Origin of the sequence: Halomonas denitrificans (genome assembly GCF_003056305.1) — a bacterium.
GTDB lineage: Bacteria > Pseudomonadota > Gammaproteobacteria > Pseudomonadales > Halomonadaceae > Halomonas > Halomonas denitrificans.
In genome coordinates this window covers 50746-69618 of the sequence record NZ_PYVX01000002.1, presented here as the reverse complement: position 1 = coordinate 69618, position 18873 = coordinate 50746, and the positions used below count along the sequence as shown (strand labels likewise).

21 protein-coding genes are annotated in these 18873 nt (G+C 69.6%); 12 read left to right on the top strand and 9 right to left on the bottom strand.

Annotated features, from left to right (window positions below):
• Window positions 1-121: 121 nt before the first annotated feature.
• From def to C9F13_RS06435, 8 genes are all read left to right on the top strand, one after another.
• Window positions 122-634 (top strand): peptide deformylase, encoded by a 513-nt coding sequence (gene def, locus C9F13_RS06470; protein WP_108445425.1) that lies wholly within the window; start codon window positions 122-124, stop codon window positions 632-634.
• A 122-nt stretch (window positions 635-756) separates the two neighbouring features.
• On the top strand, window positions 757-1746 hold the full coding sequence (gene fmt / locus C9F13_RS06465) for a methionyl-tRNA formyltransferase (protein ID WP_108445424.1): 990 nt from the start codon (window positions 757-759) through the stop codon (window positions 1744-1746).
• Window positions 1743-3095 (top strand): 16S rRNA (cytosine(967)-C(5))-methyltransferase RsmB, encoded by a 1353-nt coding sequence (gene rsmB, locus C9F13_RS06460; protein ID WP_108445423.1) that lies wholly within the window; start codon window positions 1743-1745, stop codon window positions 3093-3095. Before fmt ends, rsmB begins: the two co-directional genes overlap by 4 nt.
• A gap of 36 nt (window positions 3096-3131) precedes the next feature.
• Window positions 3132-3338, top strand: a complete 207-nt coding sequence (locus tag C9F13_RS06455) for a dodecin (RefSeq protein ID WP_108445422.1) — start codon at window positions 3132-3134, stop codon at window positions 3336-3338.
• Window positions 3339-3455: 117 nt separating this feature from the next.
• Entirely contained in the window at window positions 3456-4829 is a 1374-nt protein-coding gene (gene trkA, locus C9F13_RS06450; RefSeq protein ID WP_108445421.1) for a Trk system potassium transporter TrkA, read from the top strand.
• Window positions 4830-4872: 43 nt separating this feature from the next.
• Window positions 4873-6321, top strand: coding sequence for a TrkH family potassium uptake protein (locus C9F13_RS06445; RefSeq protein ID WP_108445420.1), 1449 nt, complete (start codon window positions 4873-4875; stop codon window positions 6319-6321).
• An 88-nt stretch (window positions 6322-6409) separates the two neighbouring features.
• Complete coding sequence (locus C9F13_RS06440; RefSeq protein ID WP_108445419.1) at window positions 6410-7648, top strand: TraB/GumN family protein; 1239 nt, start codon at window positions 6410-6412, stop codon at window positions 7646-7648.
• 285 nt (window positions 7649-7933) lie between these two features.
• Window positions 7934-8275 (top strand): c-type cytochrome, encoded by a 342-nt coding sequence (locus C9F13_RS06435; protein ID WP_211310918.1) that lies wholly within the window; start codon window positions 7934-7936, stop codon window positions 8273-8275.
• Window positions 8276-8332: 57 nt separating this feature from the next.
• Here the strand turns inward: C9F13_RS06435 and C9F13_RS06430 are convergent, their stop codons facing one another.
• From C9F13_RS06430 to aceK, 4 genes are all read right to left on the bottom strand, one after another.
• Window positions 8333-9085 (bottom strand): tRNA-uridine aminocarboxypropyltransferase, encoded by a 753-nt coding sequence (locus tag C9F13_RS06430; RefSeq protein ID WP_108445418.1) that lies wholly within the window; start codon window positions 9083-9085, stop codon window positions 8333-8335.
• A 52-nt stretch (window positions 9086-9137) separates the two neighbouring features.
• Window positions 9138-9878 (bottom strand): SIR2 family NAD-dependent protein deacylase, encoded by a 741-nt coding sequence (locus C9F13_RS06425; RefSeq protein WP_108445417.1) that lies wholly within the window; start codon window positions 9876-9878, stop codon window positions 9138-9140.
• 249 nt (window positions 9879-10127) lie between these two features.
• Window positions 10128-10547, bottom strand: a complete 420-nt coding sequence (locus tag C9F13_RS06420) for a SpoIIAA family protein (protein WP_108445416.1) — start codon at window positions 10545-10547, stop codon at window positions 10128-10130.
• Window positions 10548-10629: 82 nt separating this feature from the next.
• Window positions 10630-12375 carry a bifunctional isocitrate dehydrogenase kinase/phosphatase gene (aceK, locus tag C9F13_RS06415; RefSeq protein ID WP_108445958.1) on the bottom strand — a complete coding sequence of 582 codons (1746 nt, stop codon included), beginning with the start codon at window positions 12373-12375 and terminating at the stop codon, window positions 10630-10632.
• Between the two features lie 265 nt (window positions 12376-12640).
• Here aceK and C9F13_RS06410 point away from each other — a divergent pair, with 265 nt between their 5' ends.
• The 4 genes from C9F13_RS06410 (at window position 12641) to C9F13_RS06395 (ending at window position 15103) form a co-directional block, all read left to right on the top strand.
• Window positions 12641-13117, top strand: coding sequence for a peroxiredoxin (locus C9F13_RS06410; protein ID WP_108445415.1), 477 nt, complete (start codon window positions 12641-12643; stop codon window positions 13115-13117).
• Window positions 13118-13249: 132 nt separating this feature from the next.
• Complete coding sequence (locus C9F13_RS06405; protein ID WP_108445414.1) at window positions 13250-13999, top strand: pseudouridine synthase; 750 nt, start codon at window positions 13250-13252, stop codon at window positions 13997-13999.
• A 4-nt stretch (window positions 14000-14003) separates the two neighbouring features.
• Window positions 14004-14834, top strand: coding sequence for a tRNA cyclic N6-threonylcarbamoyladenosine(37) synthase TcdA (tcdA, locus tag C9F13_RS06400; RefSeq protein ID WP_108445413.1), 831 nt, complete (start codon window positions 14004-14006; stop codon window positions 14832-14834).
• A gap of 44 nt (window positions 14835-14878) precedes the next feature.
• Window positions 14879-15103 carry a DUF1653 domain-containing protein gene (locus tag C9F13_RS06395; protein ID WP_108445412.1) on the top strand — a complete coding sequence of 75 codons (225 nt, stop codon included), beginning with the start codon at window positions 14879-14881 and terminating at the stop codon, window positions 15101-15103.
• A gap of 119 nt (window positions 15104-15222) precedes the next feature.
• On the opposite strand, the gene bfr is transcribed toward C9F13_RS06395, so the two are convergent.
• The 5 genes from bfr to lptF all read right to left on the bottom strand — a co-directional run bounded on the left by bfr (window position 15223) and on the right by lptF (window position 18814).
• Window positions 15223-15705: a bacterioferritin gene (bfr, locus tag C9F13_RS06390; protein ID WP_108445411.1), complete on the bottom strand. Its 483-nt coding sequence runs from the start codon at window positions 15703-15705 to the stop codon at window positions 15223-15225.
• 155 nt (window positions 15706-15860) lie between these two features.
• A complete protein-coding gene (locus C9F13_RS06385) occupies window positions 15861-16067 on the bottom strand; it encodes a (2Fe-2S)-binding protein (RefSeq protein WP_108445410.1) in 207 nt (68 codons plus the stop codon).
• Between the two features lie 117 nt (window positions 16068-16184).
• On the bottom strand, window positions 16185-16658 hold the full coding sequence (locus tag C9F13_RS06380; protein ID WP_108445409.1) for an RDD family protein: 474 nt from the start codon (window positions 16656-16658) through the stop codon (window positions 16185-16187).
• A 12-nt stretch (window positions 16659-16670) separates the two neighbouring features.
• The gene (gene lptG, locus C9F13_RS06375; protein ID WP_108445408.1) at window positions 16671-17735 is read right to left on the bottom strand and encodes an LPS export ABC transporter permease LptG; all 1065 of its coding nucleotides are present in this window, start codon (window positions 17733-17735) and stop codon (window positions 16671-16673) included.
• Window positions 17732-18814, bottom strand: a complete 1083-nt coding sequence (gene lptF, locus C9F13_RS06370; RefSeq protein WP_108445407.1) for an LPS export ABC transporter permease LptF — start codon at window positions 18812-18814, stop codon at window positions 17732-17734. Before lptF ends, lptG begins: the two co-directional genes overlap by 4 nt.
• Window positions 18815-18873 lie beyond the last annotated feature (59 nt).

Sequence of the window (18873 nt, the reverse complement as noted above, 5' to 3'; positions counted from 1 at the left end):
TGGCGACGTGGTATAGTCAGATGCTGTCGATGTGATGCACGTTCGGCGGTTTCGCCGTCGACCGCGCCCTTCTAGAATAGTGTCATTTTGTAAATGACAGCATAACGGTGATTCCAACGCCATGGCCAAATTACCCATCCTCGAATTTCCCGACGAGCGGCTGCGCACGGTCGCCGCGCCGGTCGAGACGGTCGACGACGAGGTGCGCCGCCTGGTCGACGACATGCTCGAGACCATGTACGACGCCAGCGGCATCGGACTCGCCGCGACCCAGGTGGACGTCCACCGCCGGGTCATCGTCATGGACGTCAGCGATGACCGCTCGAGCCCGCTGGTGCTCATCAACCCGAGCTACACCCCCATCGGCGACGAGCGCGACCCGATGCAGGAGGGGTGCCTGTCGATCCCCGAGTACTACGCCGAGGTGCCGCGCGCCCTGAAGGTGCACCTGAAGGCCCTGGACCGCGACGGCCAGCCCTACGAGCTCGAGGCCGAGGGGCTGCTCGCCCACTGCATCCAGCACGAGTACGATCACCTGGAGGGGGTGCTCTTCGTCGACTACCTCTCGCCGCTCAAGCGCGACCGGGTGATGAAGAAGATGCAGAAGCGCCACAAGCAGATGCAGCCCGCCTGAGCCCCGGTGGCACCCGGCGGCGCCCTGCCGCCCTCGAAGGCCGACGTTTGCACGTCGGCCTTCGTCGTTTCCGGTCGCCTCCGTTATCATGAGGGCCATCGCCCACTGGCAAGGCCCTCAACATGTCCCGACCCCTGCGCGTCATCTTCGCCGGCACTCCCGACTTCGCCGCCGAGAGCCTGTCGGCGCTGCTGGCGAGCCGTCATGACGTCGTCGCCGTCTACACCCAACCGGACCGCCCGGCGGGCCGCGGCCGCAAGCTGACCCCGAGCCCCGTCAAGGCGCTGGCGCAGCGCCACGACCTGCCGGTCCATCAGCCCGTCTCCCTGAAGGCCCCCGAGGTACAGGCCGAGCTCGCGGCCCTCGAGGCCGACATCATGGTGGTGGTGGCCTACGGCCTCATCCTGCCCCAGGCCGTGCTCGACATCCCCCCGCGGGGCTGTCTCAACGTGCACGCCTCGCTGCTGCCGCGCTGGCGCGGTGCCGCGCCCATCCAGCGGGCCATCGAGGCCGGCGATGACGAGAGCGGCGTGACCATCATGCAGATGGATGCGGGCCTGGATACCGGCGACATGCTGCTGATCCGGCGCACGCCGATCACCGACACCACCATCGGCGGCGAACTCCACGACGCCCTGGCGCGCCTGGGCGGCGAGGCGCTGGTCGAGGCCCTGGAGGCCCTGGCCGGCGAGGGCCTTGCCGCCACGCCCCAGCCTGCCGATGGCGTCACCTACGCCGCCAAGCTCTCCAAGGCCGAGGCGGAGCTCGACTTTCGCCGCCCGGCCGAGGAGCTGGCCGCCCGCATCCGCGCCTTCAACCCCTGGCCGGTGGCCTGGTGCGCGCTGGGCGACGACCGGCTGCGCCTGCTGATGGCCCAGGCCGAGCCGTCGGCGCCGGACGCCGCCCCGGCCTGGCCCGGCACCCTGCTTTCGCCCTCGGCCGAGGCCCTGCGCATCGCCTGCGGCGAGGCCGGCGACCAGGTGCTGGCGGTGAGCCGCGCCCAGCTGCCCGGCGGCAAGCCCCTGGCGGTGAGCGAGCTGCTCAAGGCCCGCGCCGAGCGATTCACCCCGGGCACCCGCCTGGGACATCACGACGAGGAGAGCCCGGCATGAGCCAGCAGACGCCCGCCCCCCACGCCCGGGAGAGTCGCCGCGACAACGGCCAGGCCGTTCGCGCCGCCGCCGCCCGCGCCCTCGCCCCGGTGATCACCGGCAAGGGCTCGCTCACCGGCCTCGACGACCACCAGGTGGTCGCCCGGGACCGCGCCCTCTTCAAGGCGCTCTGCTACGGCAGCTGCCGCACCCTGCCGCGGCTCGAGGCGCTGGCCAACACGCTGCTGAACAAGCCGTTCAAGGCCCGAGACGCCGACATCCAGGCGCTGCTGCTGCTCGGCATCTACCAGCAGCTCTACCTGCGCATCCCGGCCCATGCCGCCGTGGGCGAGACCGCCGGCGCCGCGCGTCTGCTCGGCAAGGAGTGGGCCACCCGGGTGCTAAACGGCTGCCTGCGCCGCCTGCAGCGCGAGAGCGCCGAGCTCGAGGCCGAGGTGGACCGCGACCCGGCGGTGGCCCTGCTGCACCCCAAGTGGTGGCTCAAGAGCCTGCGCCAGGCCTGGCCGGACGACTGGCGGGCCATCTGCGAGGCCAACAACCTGGCCGGCCCCATGACGCTGCGCGTCAACCGCCGCCACGGCGACCGCGAGATGTACCTGGACCGCCTCGACGGCGCCGGCATCCAGGCGCGCCTCTGCCTGCACGCCCCGGACGGCCTAACGCTGGAGGAGCCTCGCGACGTCGAGACGCTGCCCGGCTTCGCCGAGGGCCACGTCAGCGTCCAGGACGAGGCGGCCCAGCTGGCCGCCGTGCTGCTTGGCCCGTCGCTCGCCCCGCGCCCCGGCGCCCGGGTGCTGGATGCCTGCTGCGCCCCGGGCGGCAAGACCGCCCACCTGCTGGAGCTCTACGACCTCGACCTGCAGGCCGTCGACAGCGACGACGTGCGCCTGGCCCGGGTCGAGGACACCCTCTCCCGCCTGGGGCTCGAAGCGACCCTGGCGGCGGGCGATGCCACCGCCCGCGACTGGTGGGACGGCACGCCCTTCGACGCCATCCTGCTCGACGCGCCCTGCTCCGGCAGCGGGGTGATCCGCCGCCACCCGGACATCAAGCGGCTGCGCCGCCCCTCGGACATCACCAAGCTGGCCGAGCTGCAGGCCCGCCTGCTCGACAACCTCTGGCCGCTGCTGGCCCCGGGCGGCACCCTGCTCTACGCCACCTGCTCGGTGCTGCCCGCGGAGAACGCCGAGCAGATCGAGGCCTTCCTGGCGCGCACCCCCGACGCCGAGTCCACCATGCCGGCCGACCTGGGCTGGGGCCGCGCCGCGGGCGCCGGCCGCCAGCTGCTGCCCGAGCCCGACAGCCATGACGGCTTCTTCTATGCCAGACTGGGAAAGCGCCCCGCCTGACCGGCGGGGTGTCCGACAGGCCAGACAGGAGGCGGCATGAGCCATCACACCTACAAGCACATCGAGCTGACGGGATCCTCGGAGAAGGACATCGAGAGCGCCGTCCAGAACGCCCTGACCAAGGCCGCGGAGAGCCTGCACGGCATGCGCTGGTTCGAGGTCGTGGACACCCGCGGGCACATCGAGCACGCGCGGGTCGCCCACTGGCAGGTCACCATCAAGGTCGGCTTCACCCTGGACTGAAGCCGGAGCGACCTGTTCTTCTGCCGACGGCTGATTTAGGCTTGCCTCGGTATGCTGCGGCGCACACGGTGCGCCGCTCTCGATCCCCGGGGTCTGACCAGAGCGGATAGCACATCGATGAAGATCATCATTCTGGGCGCCGGCCAGGTCGGCGGCACCCTGGCCGAACACCTGGCCCGGGAAGAGAACGACATCACGGTGGTGGACACCGACGGCGAGCGCCTGCGCGAGCTGCACACCCGCCTCGACATCCGCACCGTCTCCGGCGCCGGCTCCTACCCGATGGTGCTGCGCCAGGCCGGCGGCGAGGACGCCGACATGCTGATCGCGGTAACCAACTCCGACGAAGTCAACATGATCGCCTGCCAGGTGGCGCATACGCTGTTTCGCACCCCCACCAAGATCGCCCGGGTGCGCGCCACCGCCTACCTCACCCGCAAGGGGCTGTTCGCCCACGACGCGGTGCCGATCGACGTGCTGATCAGCCCCGAGCAGGTGGTCACCGATCACATCCGCCGGCTGATCGAGCACCCCGGCGCTCTGCAGGTGCTGGAGTTCGCCAGCGGCCTGGTGCAGCTGGTGGCGGTCAAGGCCTTCTACGGCGGCCCGCTGGTCGGCCAGGAGCTCGGCTTCCTGCGCCGCCACATGCCCAGCGTCGACACCCGGGTGGCGGCCATCTACCGCCGCAACCGGCCGATCATCCCCCGCGGCGACACCGTCATCGAGGCCGACGACGAGGTCTTCTTCATCGCCGCCCGCCGCGACATCCGCGCGGTGATGAGCGAGCTTCGGCGCCTCGACCGCGACTTCCGCCGGGTGATGATCGCCGGCGGCGGCAACATCGGCGAGCGCCTCGCCGAACACCTGGAGCACAGCCACCAGGTCAAGATCATCGAGCACGACCTGAATCGCTGCACCCAGCTCTCCGAACGCCTCGACCGCACCGTGGTGCTGCACGGCAGCGCCACCGCCAAGCGGCTGCTCGAGGAGGAGAACATCGAGGACTGCGACATCTTCTGCGCCCTGACCAACGACGACGAGGTCAACATCATGTCGTCGATGCTGGCCAAGCGCATGGGCGCCAAGAAGGTGCTGACGCTGATCAACAACGCCGCCTACGTGGACCTGGTGCAGGGCGGCGAGATCGACATCGCCATCTCCCCCCAGCAGGCGACCATCGGCAGCCTGCTGACCCACGTGCGGCGCGGCGACATCGTCAACGTCCACTCGCTGCGCCGCGGCGCCGCCGAGGCCATCGAGGCGATCGCCCACGGCGACACCCAGTCGTCGAAGGTGGTGGGCCGCGCCATCGGCGAGATCGACCTGCCCCAGGGCACCACCATCGGCGCCGTGGTGCGCGGCAAGGAGGTGCTGATCGCCCACGACGACGTGGTGGTGGAGTCCGGCGACCACGTCATCCTGTTCGTGATCGACAAGCGGCGGCTGCGCGACGTCGAGCGGCTCTTCCAGGTCGGACTGACGTTCTTCTGATGGCCTGTCCCGTCCCCCCTGGCGACCCGAGGAGAGCCGCCCGATGAGCCTGCGCATGATCCTGCGCATCCTGGGCCTGCTGCTGATGATGTTCAGCCTGACCATGGTGCCGCCCATCCTGATCTCGCTGCTGTACCAGGACGGCATGTGGGAAGCCTTCGCGGTGGCCATCGGCATCACCGTGGCCACCGGGGCGATGATGTACCTGCCCAACCGCCACGCCCTCAAGGAGCTGCGCACCCGCGACGGCTTCTTGATCGCGGCGCTGTTCTGGAGCGTGCTGGGGCTGTTCGGCTCGCTGCCGCTGATGCTCACCGGCGACACGGCCCTGTCGCCCACCGACGCGGTGTTCGAGTCCTTCTCGGGGCTGACCACCACCGGCGCCACGGTGATCACCGGCATCGAGTTCCTGCCCAAGGCGGTGCTCTACTATCGCCAGCAGCTGCAGTGGCTGGGCGGCATGGGGATCGTGGTGCTGGCCGTGGCCATCCTGCCGACCCTGGGGGTCGGCGGCATGGCGCTCTACCGCTCCGAGATCCCGGGGCCGCTCAAGGACTCCAAGCTCACCCCGCGCATCACCGAGACCGCCAAGGCGCTGTGGTACATCTACGCCTCCCTGACCATCGCCTGCATGCTCGCCTACATGGCCGCCGGCATGGACTGGTTCGACGCCCTGGGGCACAGCTTCTCCACCGTGGCGATCGGCGGCTTCTCGACCTACGACGCCAGCATCGGCCACTTCGACAGCGCCACCATCGAGATGATCTGCACCGGCTTCCTGCTGATCTCGGCGTTCAGCTACAGCCTGCACTTCCTGGCCTGGCGCCAGCGCAGCCTGACCCACTACTTCCAGGATCCCGAGGCGCGCTTCCTGATGCTCTTCCTGAGCGGCCTCACGGTGATCACCGCGGTCTCGCTGTGGCTGACCGACGTCTACTCGACCGCCCAGGGGCTGCGCCATGCGGTGTTCGAGGTGGTCTCGGTGGCCACCACCGCCGGCTTCGCGGTGGCGGACTTCTCCACCTGGCCCGGCGCCCTGCCCTTCCTGCTGTTCGTCGCAGCCTTCGTCGGCGGCTGCTCCGGCTCCACCGGCGGCGGCATGAAGGTGATCCGCATCATCCTGATCCTCAAGCAGGGCATGCGCGAGGTGATGCGCCTGATCCACCCCAATGCGGTGATCACGGTGAAGATCGGCAAGGTCAGCGTGCCCGACGGCATCGCCCAGGCGGTGTGGGGCTTCTTCTCCGCCTACGTGATGCTGTTCTTCCTGATGCTGGTGGGGGTGATGGCCACCGGGGTCGACCAGGTCACCGCCTGGTCGACGGTGGGCTCGGCGCTCAACAACCTCGGCCCGGCGCTGGGTGAGGCCAGCGCCCACTACGGCGACCTGCCGATGCTGGCCAAGTGGATCCTGGTGGTGGCGATGCTGCTCGGCCGCCTGGAGATCTTCACCGTGCTGGTGCTGTTCACCCCGGCCTTCTGGCGCAAGTAGGGAAAGCCCATGCAAGCGGCGCGACGGGTTTGGCCTGCCCCGGCGCTTCGTGGATAATCGAGCCTCCACTCCCACAGCCCGAGCGTCCATGACCGACTCCCAGGACTCCGTGATCACTCCCCCGCAGGACGCGACCACCAGCGGCCCGCGCCAGGAGCTCGTGGTGGGCGAGACCCGCTACACCCTGCTGGGCACCGCCCACGTCTCCGCCGAGAGCGCCGCGGACGTGCGCGCGCTGATCCGCTCCGGCGAGTTCGATGCCGTGGCCATCGAGCTGTGCGACTCGCGCCACCACAGCCTGACCAACCCCGACGCCCTGGGCGAGCAGGACCTGTTCCAGATCTTTCGCCAGGGCAAGGCCGGCATGGTCGCCGCCAGCCTGGCGCTGGGCGCCTTCCAGCAGCGCGTCGCCGAGCAGTCGGGCATCGAGCCGGGCGCCGAGATGCGCGCCGCCCTGGAGGAGAGCCGCGACGCCGACCTGCCGCTGCTGCTGATCGACCGCGACGTGGGCATCACCCTCAAGCGCATCTATCACAACGTGCCCTGGTGGCAGCGCTTCTCGCTGTTCTCGGGGCTGCTCGGCAGCGTGCTCTCGCGCCAGCAGGTCTCCGCCGAGGAGATCGAGCGGCTCAAGGAGGGCGACGTCCTGGAGTCCACCTTCAGCGAGTTCGCCGCCGAGTCGGCCTCGCTCTACGAACCGCTGATCACCGAGCGCGACCGCTACATGGTGCTGCGCCTGGCGGAGGACGCCGCCCCCGGCCGCTACCGCCGGGTGCTGGTGGTGATCGGCGCCGGCCACATGAAGGGCATGGCCGAGCAGCTGGAACAGCCGCTGCCCGAGGCGCCGCGGGTGGAGCGCGAGGCCCTGGAGGCCACGCCGCCGCCGTCGAAGGTCTGGAAGGCGCTGCCCTGGGCGATCACCGCCCTGGTGCTGACCGGCTTCGCCATCGGCTTCTCGCGCAACACCGAACTCGGCTGGCAGCTGGTGGCGGAGTGGTTCCTGATCAACGGCGTGCTCTCCGGCGCCGCCACCCTGGCCGCCCTGGCGCATCCGCTCACGGTCGCGGCGACCTTCGTCGCCGCCCCGCTCACCTCGCTCAACCCCACCATCGGCGCCGGCTTCGTGGCCGCCGGGGTCGAGCTGTGGCTGCGCAAGCCCAAGGTGCGGGACTTCTCGACCCTGCGTCACGACGTCACCGAGCTCAAGGGCTGGTGGCGCAACCGGGTCTCGCGCACCCTGCTGGTGTTCCTCACCGCCACCCTCGGCTCCGCCGCCGGCACCTGGATCGCCGGCTTCCGCATCGCCGGCAAGCTGTTCGGCGGCTGATCCCGGGCCGCCCCTCCTTCCGACCCGAGCCCCTCGTCGTCGCCTCTGTCGCTCCAAGTGCGGGTGGCGGCGGGCCCATTAAAAGGCGCGGCGGCGGGCCCGTGGAAAGGCGCGGCGGCAGGCCCCGTGCGAGCGACGCCACCCCGGCATGAGAAAAAGCAGAAATCGCCCCCCGGCTCCCTGACCTATGTTCAAGGCAGCGGCCACCGGGCCCACGGCCTCGTGGTCGCCTAGGGCGAGGCACCCTCCCGGGTGCCTGAGAATCGATTCATGGGGGGCGAGACGATGAAGACGACCGTGCTATTCCTGACGCTGGGCGGGCTGCTGCTGGGCGCCGCCTCCGCGGCGGCGGACATGCATGCCGACATGCAGCAGCTGGCCGAGGAGAAGCAGTGCCTGAGCTGCCACGCCCGGGACGACGACACCCCGCGGGCGCCGAGCTTCAACAGCATCGCCGCCAAGTACGCGGATGGCGAGATGCACCACTACCTGGTCGAGGTCGTGATGACCGGCGGCGAGAAGCACTGGGGGTCGGCGACCATGCCGGAACCCGGGGAGCGCCCCGAGGTGAGCCAGGCGGAAGCCGAGCAGCTGGTCGACTGGATCCTCGGCAAGGCCATGGAGTGAGGCCGGCGCGGCGGGGGTGAGCGACGGCGGCGCCAGCGGCGATCGAGGATCGTCAGACTAGCGGCCGGCCCGCTCCAGCAGCCGCCGCATCGCCGGCGTGGGGGCCTCGAGCTTCTCATGGCGCCGGCTGGCGGCGTAGCTGTCGTTGAAGGCGTCGAAGGTGTCGTCGAGCACCTCGGCGGCCTCGCGGTCGCCAGACTGGCGCAGCAGCTCGATGGCCACCTCGGCGGTGCACAGGTGGGCCGCCGAGGCCGGCTTGCGCAGCCGGTAGCGGGTCAGCCGCTCGGTGGCCAGGGGCAGCACCGGCAGCCCCTCGAGGTAGGGGCTCTTGCGGAAGATGCGTCGCGCCTGGCGCCAGGTGCCGTCGAGGATGATGAAGACCGGCACCCGCCCCGAGCGCTTGCCGGCCGCGACGCGCTCCATGTCCACCACGCGGTGGGCATAGTCGGGCTGGTCGTCGGGGAAGATCACGAAGGGGTCGTAGCGCGCATCGTCGAGCAGCGCCAGCAGCCGCGCGTCCGGCGCCGTGCGATACCAGGTGAAGACCTCGGTATCGCCCAGCACGTCGCCGATCAGCCGGCCGGTGTTGGTCGGCTTGTGGTGCTCCAGCGGATGGGTCAGCAGCCACACCCTCGCCTCGCTCTCGGCGCGGACCCGATAGGGGCAGAGGCAGTTGAGCGCCGGCAGGTTGCACCCCTCGCAGCGCGTCACGAAGCTGCCGCGCGCCTTGAACTCGCGCCGCGGCGGCCGCGGATGACCGGTGGCGGGGTCGCGCTCGATGACGGTGTCCTGGAGGGTATCGTCCTGCATGCTGGCTGGGTCCCGACGGCGAAAGGGGCGGCATTCTAGCACGGCGCCCGGCTCATGCCTCGCCCAGCAGGGTCTCCGGCAGCCACAGGCGCCCCTCGCGCGTCCAGTGGCGCACCAGGGCGGGCACGCCCTTGCCGGCCGGCTGCTCGAGACCGAGCGTGCCGGGGGGCGCCAGGGCACGCGCCTCGGGGTCGACCAGCACGCAGGGCGCGTCCAGCGGGGCATGCTCGAGCAGCGCCGCGGCCGGCATCACGGCAAGCGAGGTGCCCACCACCAGCAGCAGGTCGGCCTCGGCCACGATGTCGCAGGCCTCGCCGAAATGCGGCACGCCCTCGCCGAACCACACCACGTCGGGGCGCAGCTGGCTGCCCTTGTCGCAGAGATCGCCCAGGCGAATGCCGCCGCGGGGCAGCGGATAGTGCATGCGCGCATCCACCGTGGAGCGCGCCTTGAGGATCTCGCCGTGCAGGTGCAGTACCCGGCGCGAGCCGGCGCGCTCGTGCAGGTCGTCGATGTTCTGGGTGATGATGCTGACCGCAAAGCCCCGTTTCTCGAGGCTCGCCAGCGCCTTGTGGGCGGCGTTGGGGCGTGCCCGGCGCACCTGGTCGCGACGCTGGTCGTAGAAGCGCAGCACCCGCTCGGGGTCGCGGCGCCAGCCCTCGGGAGTGGCGACCGCCTCGATCGGATGGTCGGCCCACAGGCCGTCGCTGGCGCGAAAGGTCTGGATGCCGCTCTCGGCACTGATCCCCGCTCCGGTGAACACCACCAGGTGCGGGCGTCGCTGCTCGACCATTCACCACCTCTCGCCACTCGCAGGCCACCGGCGACTCCCCTTCCCTCGCCGGCGACGCTTCAGGAACCCAACGTTGTCATCGCCGAAGCTACCACTCCACGCCCCGGTGCGACCAGACGCTGTCCCGGCGACGGCACCGTTTATGTTCTCCATCGGCAGCACTGACGCCCTGCGGCCTGATCATCGGCAGGGAGTGGATCACCTGGAAGACACTGGGTGTCGCCCGGGCGGCAGGGTGCCACGGCACGGTCAGGCGCCGTGGTAGCCGTCCTCTTCGGGGTCCTCGTGCTGCCCCTTGGGCAGGTCGGCGGCCCAGGCCATGGCCGCAGCGTGGTCGCGCGGGGGGAAGGTGCGGATCTCCACGTCCTTGAACAGGCGATCCTCCAGGTGGGCGAGGTGCTTGACCCACTCCTGGTCGGTGACCACGGCCGCCCGGTGATAGTGCTTGAGATCGCCGAGCTGGGTCAGGCCGTAGCCGAGATCCTTCAGCAGGGCGGTCAGGGTCAGCCAGCGCAGGCCGTCGATCTCGACCACCAGGCTGACCCGGGGATGGGCCCGCTTGGCGGCCTCGACGGCATCGATGGCACGCTGCAGCTCCTGGGCCGTGACGACGCCACTCGCCTTCATCGCCACGACATGCTCCGCCGGGTGGGAAATGAGGTCCAGCATGGGTGCTCTCCTTGATGTCGATGGGGTGGCGAGGCAGGCTCGGTTGCCTTCAGCATAGCGCGCCTCGGCCCGGCGGGGCCGGCTAGTAGGTCAGGCCGTTGCCATCGTCGCCGGCGAAGCGGCGCTTGTTGCGATAAGGGAAGACGTCGATCACGCGGCCGTCGAGGATGGCCTGCTGCAGCCCCTTCCAGTAGTCGGCATCGAACAGCTCCGGGTGCAGCTGGTAGAAGAGCTTGCGCAGGCGCACGTCGGCGAACAGGAAGGGACCGAACTCCTCGGGGAAGACATCGTTGGGCCCCACCGAGTACCAGGGCTCATCGGCCAGCTCCTGCTCGGGGTAGAGGGGCTCGGGAATATGCCGGAAGCGGCACTCGGTGAGGTAGCAGATCTCGTCGTAGTCGTAGAAGATCACCCGCCCGTGGCGGGTCACCCCGAAGTTCTTCAGCAGCATGTCGCCGGGGAAGATGTTGGCGGCGGCCATCTGCTTGATGGCGTTGCCATAGTCCTTGAGCACCGTCCGGGTCTCGGTCTCGTCGCAGGTCTCGAGATAGAGGTTGAGCGGCGTCATCATGCGCTCGGTATAGCAGTGCTTGATGATCACCTTGTCGCCACGCAGATAGACCGTGGAGGGCGCCACCTCCAGGAGGTGCGCCAGGCACTCGGGGGCGAAATGGTCCTGGCGGGCGATGAAGTTGGAGAACTCCTGGGTATCGGCCATGCGCCCCACCCGGTCGTGGCGCTTGACCAGGCGATACTTGTCGCGGACGTTCTCGGCGGTCATCTCCTTGCTCGGGTCGAAACGGTCCTTGATGATCTTGAACACGGTGCGAAACGCGGGCAGCACGAACACCGCCATGACCATGCCGCGCACCCCCGGGGCGATGACGAACTGGTCCTCGCGCCGGGCCACCTGGTGGTTGAGGGCGCGGAAGAACTCGGTCTTGCCGTGCTTGTAGAAGCCGATGGCGGCATACAGCTCGCCCTGGGGCTTGTCGGGCATCAGCTCCTGGAGGTAGTGCACGAACTCGCTGGGCACCACCACCTTGACCTGGAAGTAGGCGCGGGTGAAGGAGAAGATGATCGAGACCTCCTCGGGCTCGATCAGCAGCGTATCCAGGTGCAGCCCCTCGCCCTCGCGGTGGAGCACCGGCAGCACCAGCGGCACCTGCTCGCCGCCACCCAGCACCCGTCCCACCAGGTAGGCGCCCTTGTTGCGATAGAAGACGCTCTTGATCAGCTCGATCTCGGCCTCGGGATCCTCGAGGATCGCCGAGGGCAGCAGGCGGCGCAGCACCTCGCTGCCGAGCTCGACGTCCCGGGCCAGATCGACGAAGGGTGTCTCGAAGCGCGCCTCGCCGAGCGCCCAGCGAAGCCCCGCCGCCCAGTCGCCGCCGACACGCCGCACGCGACACAGCTCCAGGCCGGAGTGGTGCGCCGCCCGCTCACGGGAGCTGTAGACGAACATCCAGTCGTTGCGGATGTGGCGATGGTGGAACAGCGAGCAGAACATCGAGTTGAAGTAGGTCTCGGCGAGCTCGTAGTCGAGCCGCTGGTCGATCAGCTCGGCATAGTGCCCGCGGGCCTCCTGCCAGCACTCGCAGTTGGTGAGCTGCTCGTCGTCGAGGGTGCGCCTGAGGCGCACCAGGGTGTCCTGGACCTTCTCGTCGTAGAGGTCGATGCGCTCCGCCGAGGCCTGCTGCGCCTCGCGCCAGGCCGCGTCGCGAAAGCGTCGGCTGGCGTCGTCGGTGATCTGCTTGAAGCGCGAGCGGTATTCGTCGAAGCCGTGCAGCACGGTGGCGGCAAGGCGATAGGCGGGCGAATGCGACATGGTCGGACTCCGGACGGCGATCGCCTCCAGCATGACGAATCGTGCCGCCCGAGGCGAGCCGACCATGGTGGAGCCCGCCGCGCGCACCGCCAGAGATATTGTGGCCGGCGCGCATGGCGAGAAAGAGCGGCCTCCCCCTTGGCGAACCGCCGGCCGTCCCGCCACACTGTCGTGGCAGACCCGAGGCGCGCGTCGCGCGACGCGCCCGACCCTCGACCTTCACGATCGACCTTAACCACCGACCCTCACGACAAGGAAGCACCCCATGACGATTGCCAAGGGCGACAAGATTCCCGACATCACCCTCAAGACCAACGGCCCCGACGGCCCCGAGGACCTCGCCACCGGAGACTTCTTCGCCGGCCGGCGGGTGGTGCTCTTCGCCGTGCCCGGCGCCTTCACGCCGGGCTGCTCCAACACCCACATGCCGGGCTTCGTGGTCAATGCCGACAAGATCGCCGCCAAGGGCGTGGACGCCATCGCCTGCCTTTCGGTGAACGATGCTTTCGTGATGGGGGCCTGGCAGAAGGACCAGAACGCCCAGGCCATCACCATGCTGGCCGATGGCAACGCCGAGTTCACCCGCGCCCTGGGCATGGAGCTCGACGCCTCCGGCGGCGGCATGGGCCTGCGCTGCAAGCGCTTCGCCCTGATCGCCAATGACGGCGTGGTGGAATACCTCGGCGTCGACGCCAAGGGCGTCGAGGAAAGCAGCGCCGAGACCGTGCTGGCCCACCTCTAGGCTCGCCTCTCTCCCGCCCCCGATACGGGCGGGAGTCCCGGGCGCGCGGCCTGAGCGGTCACGGCCGGGATGACAGCGCGGCCCCAGGGGGGCGACAATGGCGCCCCCCTGGTTTCCGGCCCCGACGCTTCGATGACGCCACCGCTCAGCCTTCTCCATCAGGACGACCACCTGGTCGCCGTGCACAAGCCGGCCGGCCTGCTGGTGCACCGCAGCGCGCTCGCCCGCGGCGAGCGCGAGTTCCTGCTACAGCGCCTGCGAGACCAGCTGGGGCGTCGGGTCTACCCGGTGCATCGCCTGGATCGCCCCACCTCCGGGGTGATCGTCTTCGCCCTCGCGCCCGAGATCGCGGCGTCGCTCCAGGCGGCCTTCACCGAGCGCCGGGTGACCAAGCGCTACCTGGCGGTGGTGCGCGGCATCGGCCCGGCGCAGGAGCGCCTGGACTATCCGCTGCGCGAGGAGGACGGCCGCCGCCCCAAGGCGGAGATGCCCGCCATGGAGGCATCGACCGAGGTGCGTCGGCTCGACAGCGTGGAGCTGCCGGTGCGGGTCGATCGCTACCCCCAGAGCCGCTACTCGCTGATGGAGGCGCGCCCCCTCACCGGCCGTCGCCACCAGATCCGCCGCCACCTCTCGCGGCGCGGCTACCCGATCATCGGCGACGCCAAGCACGGCAAGGGCAACCACAACCGCTTCTTCGCCGAGCAACTGGCCTGCCCCCGGCTGCTGCTGGCCGCCGTGTGCCTGACCCTCGACCATCCGGTCAGCGGCGAGCGCCTGGAGCTGCACTGCCCGCTCGACGCCACCATGACCACCCTCTTCGAACGGTTCGGCTGGACCGGCCATCTGCCGACCCCGCCCCGCCGCCACTCCCAAGCGTGATGCCATGACCGATTTCGCCCCGCTCGCTTCGCCCTCTTCCGCGCCCGACGACTTCGAGGCCCGCTTCGGCGGCATTCGCCGGCTCTACGGCCGCCGCGCCGCCGAGCGCTTCCGCACCGCCCACGTGGTGGTGGTGGGAGTCGGCGGCGTGGGCAGCTGGACGGTGGAGGCGCTCGCCCGCTCGGGGATCGGCAGGCTGACGCTGATCGACCTGGACGACGTCTGCGTCTCCAACGTCAATCGCCAGCTGCACGCCCTGGACGGCACCATCGGCCGTCCCAAGGTGGAGGTGCTGGCCGAGCGCTGCCGCGCCATCCAGCCGGGCATCGAGGTGGTGGCCGACAGCGCCTTCGTCACCCCCGCCAACCTGGCCCAGCGCATCCCCGAGGATGCCGACCAGCTGGTCGACGCCATCGACAGCGTGGTCGCCAAGGCGGCGCTGATCGCCTGGTGCAAGCGCCGCAAGCTGCCGATCGTGGTGACCGGCGCCGCCGGGGGCCAGACCGACCCGACCCGCATCCGCGTGGCCGACCTGACCCGCACCGAGCACGACCCGCTGCTGGCCAAGGTGCGCGCCCGCCTGCGCCGCGACTTCGGCTTCTCGCGCAACCCCAAGCGGCGCTTCTCGGTGGAGTGCGTCTACTCCGACGAGCAGCTGGTCTACCCGGGCAGCGACGGCGAGGTCTGCCTGCAGAAGCCCGGCGACGGCGAGGCGACCCGGCTCGACTGCGCCTCGGGCTTCGGCGCGGCCACCTTCGTCACCGGCAGCTTCGGCTTCACCGCCGCCTCCCGGGTGCTGGCCCGGCTGGCGAAACAGGCCGCCGCCGCGCCCTGACGCCCACGTTCACACTCCCCACCGTCCACAGAGGAACCGCTGTCATGGACCACAAGGCCCCCCGCGGCATCTACCGCCACTACAAGGGTCCGCTCTACGAGGTGCTCGGCGTCGCCCGGCACAGCGAGACCGAGGAGCCGCTGGTGGTCTACCGCGCGCTCTACGGCGACTACGGGCTCTGGACGCGCCCGCTGGAGATGTTCCTCGAGACGGTCGAGGTGCAGGGCGAGCCGGTGCCGCGCTTCGCCCTGGAGAAGGCCTTTCCCTGAGGCGTCGCCGGCACGACGCACACCCCGCCCCACCATGACAAAGCGCCCCGTGGCGACGGGCCACGGGGCGCTTGGGATTCCGGCAACGCGAGCGACGGCCGCTCGTCGGCGTGCGGGCGTTACTCGTCGCCGGCTTCCTGCATCTGCTTGAGCAGGTAGTTCTCGATGCCGACCTTGTCGATCAGGCCAAGCTCGGTCTCGATATGGTCGATGTGGTCTTCCTCGTCGGCGAGGATGTCGCGGAAGAGGTCGCGGCTGACGTAGTCCTTGACCTGCTCGCAGTAGGTGATCGCGTCGATGTAGTCCTGGCGCCCCTCGTGCTCGATCTTAAGGTCGCACTCGAGCATCTCGCGGACGTTCTCGCCGATGTGGAGCTTGCCGAGGTCCTGGAGGTTGGGGATGCCCTCGAGGAACAGGATGCGCTCGATCAGCTTGTCGGCGTGGTTCATCTCCTCGATGGACTCGTCGTACTCCCACTTGGCCAGCGCCTTCAGGCCCCAGTCCTTGTACATCTTGGCATGCAGGAAGTACTGATTGATCGCCACCAGCTCGTTGCCGAGCGCGGTATTCAGGTGCTCGATGACCTTGCTGTCGCCTTTCATCTCATTACCTCGATCACGGTTGTCACGGTACGTTTCCAGCTTGGCATGGGCGCGGGAGCCTGACCAGCCTGTGACACCCCAGTGTAGAGATCGTCAGAGATAACTCAATGAAATCATAGAGTTGCAAAACTCAAGGCGAACGATAACGATTGCCGTCACACGGCGTAGGCGAGCCCCTCGACGGCGGCGTTCATCTCGGCCTTGATGGCCTCGCGGGTGATCTCCTTGCCCGTGCAGGCGCACTTGCCGCACTGGGTCGCGCATCCGGTCTGCTGCTGGACCTCGCGCCAGCTGCGCGCGCCCTCCTCGACGGCGCCGCGGATCCGATGGTCGGTCACGTTCTTGCACAGACACACGTACATGTCATCACCTCACGCTGATCATGAAGTAAATGTAAATGATTCGCATGGGTAACCGCAAGCGCCGAGTGGTGAAAAACTGATCGATGTCAGCCTTTCCGGCCCGGCCGTGCGTCCGCCTTAGCGGCGCTTGGGCAGCACCACCACCCGGGTGTTGGAGACGATGTCCGGCCAGCTGCGCTTCTCGTCGTCGAGGAGGATCCACAGGTAGCCGAGGCCGAAGGCGGCCAGCGAGATGGTCGCCACCAGGAAGCGCTGCAGCGCCTGGAGGGCGGTGATCGAGCAGCCGTCGCGGGTCTGCACCCTGAGCCGCCAGGCCTGCATGCCGAGCGTCATGCCGCCCCGGGTCCAGAAGAAGGCGAAGAAGACGAAGGCACCGAGCGCCATCAGCAGGCGCAGCGAGAGCACCTGGGCGGCCCCCACGCCGACCTGCTCGGCCGGCACGCCGAGCACCAGCCGCACCACCGCCAGGTGAAGCGCGGCGATGACGATCCAGATCGCCAGCACCAGCAGGCCGTCGTAGAGCATGGCGCCCAGCCGCCGGCCGAGGCCGGCCGGCCAGACTTCGTCGAGTCGATCGAAACGTCGCTGCATGGGGTCCTCGTCTCAGCCGGTACGGCGCAACAGATACAGGCCCACCCCGGCGCACAGCAGGGTCGGCGCCAGCACCGCCCAGGCCGGCGAGAAGCCGAACACCGTCGACGCCGGCCCCAGCAGGTCCTGGAGGTACTTGAAGGTGAGGCCGGTGACCACGCCGTAGAAGACGCGGGTGCCGGCCGCCACGGTCCGCAGGGGACCGAACACGAAGGAGGCCGCCACCAGCACCAGCGAGGCCATGGTCAGCGGCATCAGCATCTTCTGCCAGAAATAGAGCAGCGGCTGGGTCGCCTGCTGCCCCTGCTCGCCAAGGTAGCGGGCATAGCGCCACAGCTCGCTGGGCGCCTGGGTCTCGACGTCGCGCAGCAGCCGGTCGAGCTGCGCGGGGGTCATGGCGGTCTCCCAGGGCAGGGTGTCGTGGTGCCGGGCCTCGGTGCGCCCGGCGTCGAAGCGCGTCACGGCGACCTGCTCGAGCTGCCAGTGATCGTCCTGCCAGACCGCCCGGCGGGCGCGCAGCGCCTCGACGAGGGTGCGACCCTCGAAGCGATAGCGGGTCAGGTCGAGCACGGTGTCGTCGGCGCGGATGGCGCCGAAGCGGTAGATGTCGTCCCCCTCGCGCTGCCAGCCGCCCCGCTGGGTGAGCAGCGCGCCCTCGCCCTGCATCTGCTCGAGGCGCCAGGCGCTGGCGAACTGCTCGGTGCGCGGGCTGACGAACTCGGCGATGGTCAGCACCACCAGGATCACCAGGATGATCGGCTTCATCACCCCCCAGAGGATGCGCACCAGGGAGCGGCCGGCGGCGCGCATCACGGTGAGCTCGTTGCTCGAGGCCATGCTGCCGAGACCAATCAGCGCGCCGATCAGCACCCCCACCGGCGCATACTGGTAGAAGCGCCAGGGCAGGCGCATCAGCAGGTAGAGCAGCACCTCGAAGGCGCCGTAGTTGCCCTCGACGTCGCCGAGGTCGTTGATGTAGGTGATCACCAGGTCCAGGCCCAGCAGCACGACCTGCACCACGAGGATGGCGCCCAGCACGTTGCGGGCGATATAGCGATCGAGACGGTCGGTGATCATCCGCTCATTCCCTTGTGCTGGGCCCTGACCATCATGGCCAGGCCGATGGCCAGGAAGCCGCCGTGGATCGGCCACATGCCGATCGCCACCGGCCAGCTGCCGCGGCCGATGGCGTCCAGCGCCGCCAGCAGCAGGCTGAGGTAGGCCACGTAGAGGAAGATCGCCGGCAGCAGCTTGGAGAAGCGCCCCTGGCGCGGATTGACCCGCGAGAGCGGCATGGCCAGCAGGGTCAGGATGAAGACCATCAGCGGCAGGCCGAGGCGCCACTGCAGCTGGGCCAGGGCCGGCAGGGCCTCGGCGCCGAACAGCGCGGCGGTGGTGGCGTACTCGGGGGCGTCGAGCTCGGGACGCTGGGCGGCGCCGGAGAGGCGCACGGCGTAGGTGCCGAACTCGAGACGCTCGGCCTGGGCGCGGCCGGGGTCGACGCTGTAGCGCTCGCCGTCCTCGAGGACCAAAAAGCGGCTGCCGGTCTCCTCATCGACGGTCTGGTAACCGGCACCGGCCCGGGTCACCACGGTCGAGGGGGTGTCGTCGCTGCGCGACTGGCGCTCGCTGATGAACACCTCCTGCATCCGCGTGCCGTCGTCGTTGAAGCCCTCGGTGTAGGCCGTGCGCCCGCCGCCGAAGTCCTGGAAGCGGCCCGGCGCGAGTGCCGTGAAGTCGAGCTGGCTGCGCTGCTCCTCGAGCATCACCTCGTTGTGCAGGGCACCGGCCGGGGTCAGCCACAGGCTGCAGACCCCGACCAGCACCGCCACCAGGGTCGCCGGCACCAGGCTGACCTGCAGCAGGCGATGGGGGCTGGTGCCGCAGGCCACCAGCACGGTGATCTCGCTGTTGAGGTAGAGCTGGCCGTAGGCGAGCAGGATCCCCAGGAAGAAGGCCAGCGGCAGGATCAGCTCGAGAAAGCCCGGCAGGTGGAAGAGCATCAGGGTGCCGAGGATGCTCACCGGGATCTCGCCTTCCGCCGCATTGGAGAAGTAGCGGATGAAGCGACTGCCCATGATCACCAGCAACAGCACGCCGGCCACGGCGGACATGGTCAGCAGGATTTCACGGGTCAGGTAGCGAAATATGATCAACGTTGTCTCCCGGCCGGGCACCCCGGTGCCCGGCCAACTTCCATGCAATGACGCCTTGC